Annotated in this window: 10 protein-coding genes; 2 read left to right on the top strand and 8 right to left on the bottom strand. The window is 46.8% G+C overall.

What is annotated here, in order from left to right; translation table 11 throughout:
- Positions 1-173: 173 nt before the first annotated feature.
- From glpX to ACLGGO_RS33165, 3 genes are all read right to left on the bottom strand, one after another.
- Positions 174-1,214, bottom strand: a complete 1,041-nt coding sequence (gene glpX / locus ACLGGO_RS33175) for a class II fructose-bisphosphatase (protein WP_446336721.1) — start codon at positions 1,212-1,214, stop codon at positions 174-176.
- Between the two features lie 171 nt (positions 1,215-1,385).
- A complete protein-coding gene (locus tag ACLGGO_RS33170) occupies positions 1,386-2,318 on the bottom strand; it encodes a class I SAM-dependent methyltransferase (RefSeq protein WP_446336720.1) in 933 nt (310 codons plus the stop codon).
- Between the two features lie 104 nt (positions 2,319-2,422).
- Positions 2,423-3,421: a diguanylate cyclase domain-containing protein gene (locus ACLGGO_RS33165; RefSeq protein WP_446336719.1), complete on the bottom strand. Its 999-nt coding sequence runs from the start codon at positions 3,419-3,421 to the stop codon at positions 2,423-2,425.
- Between the two features lie 333 nt (positions 3,422-3,754).
- Here ACLGGO_RS33165 and ACLGGO_RS33160 point away from each other — a divergent pair, with 333 nt between their 5' ends.
- Both ACLGGO_RS33160 and ACLGGO_RS33155 read left to right on the top strand, forming a co-directional pair.
- A complete protein-coding gene (locus ACLGGO_RS33160; RefSeq protein ID WP_446336718.1) occupies positions 3,755-3,916 on the top strand; it encodes a hypothetical protein in 162 nt (53 codons plus the stop codon).
- Positions 3,917-4,122: 206 nt separating this feature from the next.
- The gene (locus ACLGGO_RS33155; protein WP_446422510.1) at positions 4,123-5,139 is read left to right on the top strand and encodes a S66 peptidase family protein; all 1,017 of its coding nucleotides are present in this window, start codon (positions 4,123-4,125) and stop codon (positions 5,137-5,139) included.
- A 17-nt stretch (positions 5,140-5,156) separates the two neighbouring features.
- Here ACLGGO_RS33155 and ACLGGO_RS33150 read toward each other — a convergent pair whose 3' ends face one another.
- The 5 genes from ACLGGO_RS33150 to ACLGGO_RS33130 form a co-directional block, all read right to left on the bottom strand.
- Positions 5,157-6,026, bottom strand: coding sequence for a DUF4388 domain-containing protein (locus tag ACLGGO_RS33150; protein WP_446336716.1), 870 nt, complete (start codon positions 6,024-6,026; stop codon positions 5,157-5,159).
- A 288-nt stretch (positions 6,027-6,314) separates the two neighbouring features.
- Entirely contained in the window at positions 6,315-7,421 is a 1,107-nt protein-coding gene (locus ACLGGO_RS33145; protein WP_446422509.1) for an RRXRR domain-containing protein, read from the bottom strand.
- 538 nt (positions 7,422-7,959) lie between these two features.
- Complete coding sequence (ilvB, locus tag ACLGGO_RS33140; protein ID WP_446422508.1) at positions 7,960-9,825, bottom strand: biosynthetic-type acetolactate synthase large subunit; 1,866 nt, start codon at positions 9,823-9,825, stop codon at positions 7,960-7,962.
- Between the two features lie 244 nt (positions 9,826-10,069).
- Positions 10,070-10,711 carry a hypothetical protein gene (locus tag ACLGGO_RS33135; RefSeq protein ID WP_446422507.1) on the bottom strand — a complete coding sequence of 214 codons (642 nt, stop codon included), beginning with the start codon at positions 10,709-10,711 and terminating at the stop codon, positions 10,070-10,072.
- Positions 10,708-12,252: an AAA family ATPase gene (locus ACLGGO_RS33130; RefSeq protein WP_446422506.1), complete on the bottom strand. Its 1,545-nt coding sequence runs from the start codon at positions 12,250-12,252 to the stop codon at positions 10,708-10,710. The genes ACLGGO_RS33135 and ACLGGO_RS33130 overlap by 4 nt, the downstream gene beginning before the upstream one ends.
- Positions 12,253-12,385: the final 133 nt, after the last annotated feature.

Genomic DNA, 12,385 nt, shown 5'->3' with positions numbered 1-12,385 from the left:
CGCGTGACACTTAGGCTGGTAAGCATAACCTCAGCTAATTAGCTGAAGCTCCGTGTCTTTAGACCGGGGTTGCTTACTGCTAATACTCTGGCTTTAACGCTTTTCTCTCCTCTCGATGACTAGAATTCGAGGCGGAGAAATCCTGCAACAAACAATGGATAAATTTACAGTATTTATCGCAGTTGCAGGGTCTTCGGCTGATCAAACAGATGGACAGTATCCACAAATCGAGCCGTCTTCGACTGGGTGGAAATTACCAGGCTTTGAGTCCGCGCTCCCCCGTGGAAGAGTCGTACCCCTTCCATCAAGGTTCCAGGCGTAATACCACAAGCGGCAAATAGCACAGTTTCACCCGAGGCTAGCTCATGAGTATTGTAGACCTTATCGGGCTCGTTAATGCCCATTTCTTTGAGCCGATCCAGGTTACCCTCTTTGCTTTCACCAATCAAACCCGTCTGTACAACCTCTGGGTCATAGATTAACTGACCTTGGAAATGTCCTCCCAAACAGCGCATCGCGGCGGCGGATATAACGCCTTCGGGTGCTGCACCAATGCCCATCAGAGCATGGATATTTGTCCCCGAAAAGGCACAAGAGAGCGCCGCAGAGACATCTCCGTCACTAATCAGCCGAACTCTGGCGCCAGCCGAGCGGATTTCCTCAATCAGTCCCTTGTGGCGATCGCGTTTCATCACGACAACCACAAGTTCCTCAATTGAGCGATCTAGGCACTCCGAGAGAATTTGCAGGTTTTCCGTTGCTGATTTATTGATATCGACATGATTTTTAGCCGCCGGAGGCGCAGCTAGCTTTTTCATGTAAAAGTCAGGTGCAGCAAACAGCCCCCCTTTCTCAGAAATAGCTAGCACCGCCATTGAACCCGGTTGCCCATAAGCCACCAAGTTCGTCCCTTCACAAGGGTCAACGGCAATATCAACTTCAATGAGTTCATCGGGGTTACAGAAGTTCTTAGCATCCGGCTGGTTACAGATGCCTACTTGTTCACCGATATAGAGCATCGGGGCTTCATCTCGCTCCCCTTCTCCAATCACGATGCGACCCCGCATGTGAATGTTGTTCATCCGCTCCCGCATGGCTTCTACTGCCACATGGTCAGCAGTGTTCTTATCACCTTTGCCCATCCATTTGGCAGAAGCAAGGGCTGCCTGTTCGACAACTTCAATAATTTCTAGTCCTAGCGTAGTTTCTAGCACGAAGCTTTTCCTCTCAACTGCTTAGTTTTTCCCTGGTGTTATTTACTGTCCCCAGTCTAAGAGTCTATCAGAGACGGGGATCTCCTCGAAAGAATGTCAAGTATTGGTTTATGTTAAGTTTTGCTAAGACGATCCCAGCATTGGGTTCCCTCTTTCCCTCTTCCCCAATTCCTAATCCCCAATCACCTCCTCGACTTGGGCAATGATCGTCCGATGGCGGGGAGTATTCGGTATGATTGTCGGATGCTGGAATCCGGCTTCCGCGATCGCTTGCTCGATATCCAAGGTAAAATATTCGTCAAAGTAAGGCTCAGTGCTTTTGAATAAGGTAAAAACATAAGCTGGCATCGTCCCATACACCTGAGACTGAGGATTCATATCCATCAGGGTAAGATAGCCACCAGGACGTAATAACCGCCGTGCCTCCCGCAGGATTGCCTTTGCCGCCATTTGAGGCAATTCGTGGAATACCAAGAAAATAGAGACTAAATCGAATGAAGTATCAGGTAAACCTGTCGCTTCAGCCGCCCCATGTTTCCAGTTAATTTCTCGATGATGCTGCTGGGAATTGTAGGCGGCGACGGCGAGAAAGTAAGGCGATAAGTCTACACCCGTAATTTTTGCCTGGGGATAAATCCTTTGTAAGCTAAAGGTACTCATCCCGACACCACACCCTAGATCCACAATATCTTGTGGCTCAATGGCGACTTGCTTTTGCACCAACTCATGGTAACTCTGTCGCAGCTTAGCGTCTCCTTGGAGTCTATCTTCAGGGTAGAGATTGGCATGAACAGCATAAGCCGCAACTTCTTGTTCAAACGCAGCATCCCACTGAAGATTTCCCTTGTCATAAGCATGGAAGGGACGCAAATAATAATCAGGGTAGGTTAACTGGGGGTTTTGGACTTGATCAAGATAACTATCCCAGTCTAGAGTTCGCAACTCATTAACCTGTTTCGTCCAAGGTACGCCAATTTTTTCAGCTCGTTTCACAATCATCTTACGAGCTTGCTGCTTGGCTAAATTGGCTAAGGGCTTAATGGAAAGGAATCCATTCACCAAGCGTGAAGCTAATCGGGGTGTTGTGTTGACAGCAGTGGTCATGATGGTTCTTAGGGATTATCTGCTTTGGGGATTGACGCATGTACAGAATATCGGCAATGCTACGATATTTCAGCAACACTATGCCACCCATCCCTAAATTTAGTTCAAACTTTCGCCACATATCGATTACGCCCAGAGGCTTTCGCTTGATACAAAGCCAAATCCGCTTCAGCAACTAGCGTAGCTGGTGGAGTATCAGGCTCCGGATACAGACTAGCAACACCCAAACTGAGTGTGACATATTCACTGACGGCTGAAGCCGCATGGGTAATCTTTAAACTATAAACCAAGCTGCGTAATTCTTCAGCCACTAGAGAAGCACCAATCGTGGTGGTATTGGGTAAAACAATAGCAAACTCTTCACCGCCATAACGAGCAACTAAATCCACAGAACGTTTAGCACAAAAACGCAAAGCATCAGCCACCCTTCGCAAACAGGCATCACCGGCTTGATGACCGTAGGTATCATTATATTTTTTGAAAAAATCAATATCACACAGAATCAGAGATAAGGATGACTCTTCTCGAATCATGCGCCACCATTCATCATCAAGGTATTGATCAAACCGCCGTCGATTGGCTACACCCGTCAGTCCATCTAAAGTCGCTAAACGTTGTAACTCTCGATTGGCTTGTTCGAGTTGTTGATAAAGCTGAAATTGTTGAATTAAACGCCGCACTCGTTGACGCAAGACGGCTAAGTGAATCGGTTTGGTGATATAGTCAGTAGCACCCACGGCAAAGGCACGGTCAACGGATTCTGGATCATCGAGATTGGTAATCATTAACACAGGCGTTTGGGAAACTCCCTGTAATCCTTGAGCCTCCAAATGTTCGCTATCGGGTGATGTCTCGTCTTCGTCTGAGAGTTTTTGTAAGTGTTTGCAACAGGTAAAACCATCCATGACCGGCATCAGGGCGTCTAGCATAACTAGATGGGGTTTGAGACGCTGATAGACGTCCAAACCCTGTTCGCCGTTGGTTGCTTCGACAACTTTATAGCCTTCTTTTTCCATGACTCGGCGTAAAAGCTCTCGTATAAACTGGTCATCATCAACCACCAAAATGGTTGGCGGTTCTTCGGGCAAAGAAACTAATTTCATCCTTAAGAATGCTGATATTGCCGTCTTTGGGTCTGTAAAATTGATGCGACCCGTTGATACTCAGCCTCTAGCTGGCAAAACTGCGCCAGTGCTCTCACGCGATTACCACCCTTGCTTATCTGTTCTAGCATCTGACGGAACGGGTAGATCCTCCTAGTTCCTAAAATCCCATGACTTCAACGTGTCAATTTCATCAATCGAGTCTGTATACGTCTGTTGAGGATAGCTGTAGCATGGATGCCATTAACCTGAGGCATGTTCCTTGGGATTGATGGATCACCTCCACATCGAGAGAGAGAGTATCTTTCCCTACCATAGCCTGAAGCAATTACCATGTCTCTGGGTGTAATGGCTGAATTGCTGGAGTTTTTGACTAGCTATCGTGAATTTGAAAGGCAGATGCTCTTCAACGAGTCAGGTTCAGCACCGTCAGATCAAATGTCTGTGGTTAATCGGATACAAAAAATCATCGTCTCTGTACCGATAGCGCAGTGATGACACAAACCAACCATCAATCCCTGTTCGGGAGTTTGATGCTAGAGCGTCGGTGAGTTGACCAAAATCTGGCAGATGCAATATCTCTATTATTATTGCTTGGTTTTAGCGAGATGATTCAAGTATGTCAATTCTAGCTCTTTTTAAGAGCTTGGTACTCCAAGTCGTTTTTCGGTTTTTCTATTGTAGTTTTCCGGGACTGAACATTGAGCCAACCCTTTTCAGGTAATCGCCGTGCCTTGCTTAAACTTTTAGGACTGACGCTGTTGGCAACCCAATTACCGGCAACGGCAAACCCCTTACCCCTGATCAAACCGCGACGTCTGCATCCGGGCGATACCATAGGATTGATTAGTCCAGCCCGTCTGGTTGACCAAAAGACCGTTGATGAATTTACCCCCGTTTTATCACAACTGGGTTTAAACACAAAACTTGGGACACATATTTTCAACCAGTACGGCTACCTCGCTGGTCAAGATGCTGAGCGTGCTGCTGATGTGAATGCGATGTTTGCCGATTCCTCTGTCCAAGCTGTGCTAGCAATGGCAGGCGGATGGGGTTGTAATCGAATTTTACCCCTGTTGGACTATCAGCTAATCCGCCAAAATCCAAAAATCATTATCGGCTATAGCGATGTGACTTCGCTGCTGTTAGCGATTTATGCTCACAGCAACCTGATCACATTCCATGGACCCCTAGGAACATCAACCTGGAATTGGTTCTCAATCCAACATCTGCAACGCATCTTGTTTGATGGGGAAGCAATGACGCTGCAAAATCTACTGAGTACTCCTGTGGAAACTATTACCAGAGGTAAGGCAAGGGGGCGTCTGGTGGGGGGAAATTTATCTCTGATTGCGGCGCTGGTGGGGTCAGATTATTTACCCGACTGGGAGCACACTATTTTGTTTGTGGAAGATATACGAGAAGAGGTTTACCGGATTGATCGTTTGTTAACCCAGCTCAAACTCGCTGGAATTCTGGATCAATTGGCTGGATTTATTTTTGCACAATGTATAAACTGTCCCGCAGGCGACGCTAATGAACCATCGCTGACTTTGCGGCAAGTATTATCTGACCATATCAAACCCTTGGGGGTTCCTGCCTGGTATGGTTCGATGATCGGTCATATCCAGGATAAATTTACCGTACCTATCGGTGGCATGGTAGAAATTGATGCGGAGCGAGGAACAATTCGTTTATTAGAACCTGTCGTAATATGATATATCATTTACCCTAACTAAGCCGCCCGTAACGGCAGATGCTTGGACTTATCCGCTAAGAAACCCATTAAGTTGTGCAAAAACGAGTGGCTGACTGGCTGATCTGTCGCTTCTGGATGTAGCGGCGTCGCGATCGCGTCCACAGATTGAGGGCAAGGGGTATGAATCACTAAGGGGACTTCTTCAACCAAACCGACTGTCATTAATCGAAAGGCAATCTGCTGCACAGTTTTTACAGAAAGTCTAAGTTGTTTGGCAATTTCTCTCAGGGAAACAGTACCACTGGTATACTCCCAGACTTGAGATTCTAAGGCGTTTAGAGGATAACGAGGGTATCCTGTAATACTGAGCAACCCCCCATTGGCATCGGGTAATTTATCACCTAGGGCATTCCAGTTACCCAAGGCACGTAATCCTAGTAAGTTCGCCGCTAGAGTACTCAAACTCAAACCCGTCATTCCCGACATTGGCAGTTTGACTTCATGGTTGAACTTAAAATGACCCGCTTTGAGTTGAAACAAGGTACAGGTTGGTCGTAAGACTTGGGCTTGGAACAGCCATTTGACTTGTTCCATGGTTAACAACCCTTGTTTTTGCAGGTAGGAACCCAAAGGTTGATCCTGGGGAACTGACTCCCTCAACTGAGCCAACTGACTTCTATCCATCCATTGGCGTTTAGCAATTAACTTAATTAATCCTGGATACTCTAACTGAGAATCAACAGCCACAATTCGACCGCGATAGACCCAGATATAGCAAACACCATTAGGGGTGACAGCGGTAGGAGCATCAGTATTCACAGTCAGCAAACCCGTGTGATGCCCTTTACCAAGGAGCCGAAAAATTTCGGGTAATGAAAAGTCAGTGAGTGAGCCTGTAATGCACATTGTTCTTATGTTGATATCAGTTTTGTTATGATGCAAATAGTAGGTTAGCGCCTTCAAAGGAAGCCTGTTTATCTTGATCCCAAAAAAAATCTGTAGTTTTTGCTATTCTTAGTTTAATCCCTGATGAAAGTTTCAGACAGTTACTTTTTGCTAAGCTGTGTTAAGAAAAAATAAAGTTTATGACATCAGAACTCAGAAGCTTTAGTTTTATAACCCTTCTCACATTTTGCCATCGTTTTATCTCGTGGGACTCCGACCTCAACGAAGTAGGTCGGAGGGGGATAGAGGTCAAACTGCGCCACTCAACGTGGTGAGGTTTGACAATCCAACTGTTGATACCAGTCCGGTATTTCGTTGCAACAATTGGACTTTGGAAGCGGTAAACCTCCCTATTCGCTTCCAGCTAGCGTCACTAACCGAAACTTGGGTTTTAGTATCGCCAGAAACGTAACCGTAGTGGGTCACTCCAGCTTTAATCGCCTTGACATAATCACCCTTCCTAAACCCGTGGCGGGTAACTGTACCGCCATAGTCTCGCCGTTTTCCTCCCTTGCTGGGCATCATTAGGTGTAACTGACGGCGACAAATTGGGGGACGGCTGATTACCGCGAACTGGCATGGTGTTACCGCAATCTCACCTAAGAAGGTGCCACTTCTGCCTTTAATTTGGCGATACCGCATAAACCGGGACGCGGCGAGGCAAATCCCATCAACGGCATGGGCGGCGGGTGAGGACTCAGCTTTATTCTTTGACTTGGGTAAACCAAGGTACTGTCTTAGGGTTGAGGTGTACCATCCCTCTTGGGTGTGAACGGTATAGCCGTTAGTCTCTAACTGTTCAATCTGCCAATACTGACCGACCATCGCGGGACTAAACCCTTTGTCCCCTCTGGCTTTAATCACCTCCACCACTACATCGGTGAATGGGTAAATTTTCCCCAACTCCTGAATCACCCTTAGTGCTAACTGCTTATTAGCTCGGATACTGGGGGGTATCTTGTGACCTTTGCGATTGTCGAACCTGCATTCGCGGTGGTTGCGCTGGTTAAAGGGTAGCTTCCGGTTAATCCGTCGCCCTCGCCGTCCCCGCCGCATCATTGCCCGTTGGCTCATCCGTTTGGTCACGGTCTTAAACACCAACTTTAGGTGCGCCAGAAATAAGGTGGCTTGCCTCGACTGGACAGCAATCCCCGTGAACAGTTTACCGGGATCGATTCCGGCTACGATGTTTTGGGTTTCTCTGCCCGATGGTTCCTCGGTTAATTGGACTTGAAAAATGCCTAAGTCATTGTGTACAACTTTGGCTTTACCTGACTTTAACCATCGCCGAACGCGGCTGGCTTTGGCTGGCATTAATGGCTTACCATCTGGTGATAAAACTGGTACACGAATCATGGGTATAAACCTCTCGTGTGAGTAATTAGTCCCATCGACCACCACCAACAAAATGTCCTCTCTTAAAGCGCCTATGACAAGTAGACTTACAGGTAATCCGAACTGGGGAAGTATCCGGAAGTGTTTATCAGTTGGTGGCTAAATGGTGCTATTCAACTCTTACGTCACCAGCCTTGTCTCTGGCAATCCCTAACCTAGCTATCGCTTTAGGTTAGGGTTGTTGAAAATCAGTCTGCTCTGAGGACGATTCTTTATCCGTTGCCGTTGATTTAACATCCCACTTAAGACAGATAAATTAAGGTCGTTTAATGGTGTATCTGTCATTGCCTTTGCTCACGAAGATCAAGAAGATAAAGTTCCAGAAGGGGAATTTTCATTCCTCATCCCACCCTGAAGGGGCGGGTAAGCTACTTGATGTGTAGGCAGGGTGTGAGCTGTAGGGTGTAGGGAAGGGAACAATTGAACCCCTCTCTACAGAGCCAAAATGATTAAGATAACCCCATTACACTCACCTTCCCTACCTGGCGCTCGTCGCCAATTAGCTCACAGCAACCGTCGATGGCATATCGAGTAGTTTAGTGCCACATTCACAACAGCATTTATGAGTCACTGGATTTTCTGTTCCACAGTTGGAACAAGTCACCATACTGGGTGAAATCTGCCCTGGGTTGGGAGAAGGCAAACCCATCATGTCGCTATTGGTATGACCGGGAGCAACCATGGGATAACAGTCTTCATTGCGGGTAACACGCACGTCTACAAGCACTGGACCGTCATGGGCAAGCATTTGGGCGATCGCATCGGGTAAAGCGTGACGCTGTGTCACCTTAATTGCCTTGATCCCATACACCTGAGCCAGATTAACAAACTCTGGGGTGCCGACTTCCAGATTTGTCGCTTCATAGCGATCGTCATAGAACAAATGCTGCCATTGGCGCACCATTCCCAGCCAACCATTGTTGAGGATGACAATCTTTACACCAATGCTGTACTGGGCAATTGTACCCAGTTCCTGCATATTCATCTGAAAGCTACCATCGCCGCTGATACAAATCACCGGTTCGGAGGGTAGAGCAACTTTTACACCCACAGCCGCAGGCAAGCCAAACCCCATTGTGCCCAAACCGCCACTGGAAATCCAGTGACGGGGCTTATTTTTCAGGAATTGAGCCGCCCACATTTGGTGTTGACCGACGTCGGTGGTGTAGTAAGCTTGGGGGGATTGACGGGCAACTTCCACAATCACTTCTTGGGGCGAGAGATTCTCCTGGGGATGGGGCTGATCTAAGGGATACTCATTCTGCCACTGTTGAAGGCGATCGCGCCAGGGTTGGGTTTGGTTGAGATCAATGCCATTCCCCAGTTCCTGAGAGCGTCGCAACAGGTCAATTAACACTTGGCGCACGTCACCAACAATGGGTACATCAGTGTTCCGGTTTTTCCCCACTTCCGCCGGATCAATATCGATGTGAATCACCTTCGCATCGACGGCAAACTGTTTCGGCAAACTCGCCACCCGGTCATCAAAGCGGGCGCCCAAGGCAATTAACAAATCACATTCACTCACCGCAAAATTCGCATAAGCGGTGCCGTGCATCCCTAGCATACCCAAAGCCAGGGGATGGGACTCATCAAAGGCTCCCTTGCCCATCAGAGTGGTTGTCACCGGAATCTGGAAATGCTCCGCTAGTTCCAGAAGTTCCCCATGGGCACCCGCCGCGATCGCACCGCCGCCCACATAGAGTAACGGTTTCTTCGCCGCCCCGATCAAATCCAGTGCCTTGTTAATTTGGTTAGAATTCCCTTTCACCGTGGGACGGTATCCAGGTAGCTTTATGGTACCTGGTTCAACGGGAACGTAATCAAATAGTTCAATTCCCACATCTTTAGGAATATCAATCAACACAGGTCCAGGTCTACCCGTACTGGCGATGTGAAACGCTTCCGCCACAATCCGAGGAATATCACGAGCATCATTGACCAAATAGGAATGCTTGACAATTGGCAGCGTAATGCCGAAAATATCAATTTCCTGGAATCCATCCGTACCGATTGCCCCACGGGGCACCTGTCCCGTAATGGCAACCATCGGCACAGAGTCCAGGATCGCCGTGGCTAAACCCGTGACCAAATTCGTGGCTCCAGGTCCTGAGGTTGCCAAACAGACGCCAACTTTACCCGTCGCCCGGGCATACCCGTCAGCCGCATGGGCAGCACCTTGTTCATGTCGCACGAGAATATGTTGGAGTTCGCCTGTGGCTTCCGCTTGGTAGATTTCATCGTAAATCGGTAGATTCGCACCACCCGGATAGCCGAAAATGTGCTTCACACCATGGCGCTTTAAACTATCAATCAGGGCAAAAGCGCCGGATACACGCCTGACTCTCACAGTTTCAGATTGCACAGCTAGTGCCTCCACTTAGTCCAACAATTGCATGAGGAACGTTACCAATGAGTGCTAACCCAAAACTGGGTAAGCTGTTTGCTAATTTCGATACATCTTAGAGTTTGAGTCAATGAGTAGACTTTATTTGAAATACGATTTTAATTTTTCATTAAAGAATGAACTTTGAGCAAAAATTTTATATTTTTTTAACTTCCTCTCTTTTAGAGGAAATTACGAGAACTGGAGTTAAGTTATAATTTACTCACCAACTCTGTCTTTGGAGCATCTGTTTTATGTCTGCTTCTAGTATTTGAAAGGCAGACAGACTCCGCAGTGGCGAAAAGTCATCGATAAGTTCAGCAATTCGTTGAATCTTCTCTCGCTCTCTGGCGCGAAATTTCTTTAGTCGCCGACCCGTCAACCCACTTGCTTGACGCAGAAGTTGACAAAGATCTTGTTTTGGATCAGGTAACTCCTCACATTTAGAGAGGTTTGGCAAATTTAAAGGTTGCTTTCCTCTGGGATTTTCTGCCGCCTTGCGTATGGCAGCTTCATCAAATAATAACCAAGCTTCTGTCATCCGCACAGGTACAACACAGATAATCGGCACAGAACCTGATTCCCTGATACCCTCAACGGATTTTTGAATTTCAGAAACTCGTTTCTCACGAGGTTCTTTTTCGGCATCCCTGTGTACAAATAAAAGGTCGCAAGGGTAAAGATTAAAACTCAATTTAATTTTCTGTGAGTGATCCTGTGGTTGTTGGGGCAAGCGTCGAAAATCAGCCCACTGGGACTGGATAGCACATTCAACTCCGTGTAATCGCAATAACCAAGTCAGGATAGGTAGTAGTGCTTTGTCGGAACTTCCATCAGATAGTAATGTGTATCGCAGTTCCTTCATACAAATTCTTTGGGGAAGCCTAAAATTAGAGGTTGAATGTCTTCTCTATCCAAAACTCTGCGTTTTTTAGACGGGGTAGGTTTTAAAGATGAGTCGGTTGCCACTTGTCCATTACCATTTAGCTCTGGTTGTTCTGGAGGAACTGGATTTAAGTACGCGAGAAGTTTACCTAAAGGAACGGTGCTGATTGTTTCGGTTTCCGCCACTTTCTGGTGTCGCCAAGTATTCGGTAAACAACTAAAACGTACCCCTTTAAACCATTGTCCTGACGGTGTTTTTTCTTCCTTCAACTCAGCAACCAAAAGACTATCTTCTGGGACTTGCTGTACAACGGCTGGCGAGTGGGTATTGATGATTACTTGGCGTAGGGGATTGTCCTGATCAACAGGTTCTTCAACATCCGTAGCGATGTCTTGTAGGAGTTCGAGGATCTTCGGGATACGCTCTGGATGAATACCATTTTCAGGTTCCTCTAAGCACAATAAACCTTGAGCTTCTGGGTCTAATTCCAGTACCGCTAACGCCAAAAAGCGCATTGTTCCATCTGAGAGCGATCGCGCCGGATGGGTTGTACCATCTCTAGTTGTAACCATTAATGTGAGCAGTTCGCGACGATCATCCCGCTCTATTGTCACGGCATCAACATCATCTAATAATTGTGCTAAACGACCTGCCACTTGAGCATAAACCTGCGCTTCGGCTTCCTGATCAGATTTGCGGAAATTTTTTCTCAGCCGTGCTAGGTGATAGAGGTTTGAAGCTAAGTGAGAGCCATCTGTTCCTAATTTTGTCGGCGCAGTAAATTCGTCGGGTTGTCGTAAAGAAGAAGGTTCTAGCTGTAGTAACTGCCAAGATTGCATTTCTCGACGTGCCAGTAGTGCTGTTGGGCTTTCGGCTGCATTGGTCACAGACAGTACAGTTCGAGGGAGATTAACGGCTGAGCGAGCTAAGGCTCTACCGCTGGTTCCGCCGTCTTGATGAAGTTTAATCACTCGATTTGTCCCCTCACCTTCTGTAGAAATAAAATAAGGGACTCGGCGCTGTCCTTTCACAGCAGACTTGCGCCAAGTTTTCGCCTTGTGATTAAATAGCAAATGTTTAGAGGCATCACCAAGATTAATATGAACTAACTCTTCTTTAAGCAGTTCCAGTGATCCTAATGAGCGGAGACTATCATCTTGTCGATAAGCTAACTCTATAGAGTAGCGAAGAAAGGTAATGCTAGCTTTGGCAGTTTGTCCTAAATCATCAACGCCTTCACCTGGCACAATCATCTCAGCTTCAAATGACATCTGTGGAGCATAGTCATTGCCAATCCGATGAAACAGACTACGGACATCTCCTGTCCTACCTCCCTCATCTCGAACAGATAAAGCGGCTTCAATTAGAGGAATATCAGCCAAAGCTGACAGAAACCTGATCGCATCAAACAAGTTAGATTTACCTACGCCATTTGCACCCGCTACACAGGTAAATGAACCAAAGCGGACATCTACATTAACAAGGTTTTTAAAACCAGAAACTTTTAGCCTGGTTAGCATGATATTAACCCTATACAGTTTTTTTGAAGCTGTTATATCCTAATCATCAAGTTGCATACAGCATTTCTCAGTCTAGTGAGGTACAGTAGCAACAATGAGTAAACCATCCTTTGATGTCATCTAAAGAAACTTG

This window comes from Coleofasciculus sp. (assembly GCF_046565525.1).
Lineage (GTDB): Bacteria > Cyanobacteriota > Cyanobacteriia > Cyanobacteriales > Coleofasciculaceae > Coleofasciculus.
This window is presented reverse-complemented; position numbering and strand designations above follow the sequence as displayed.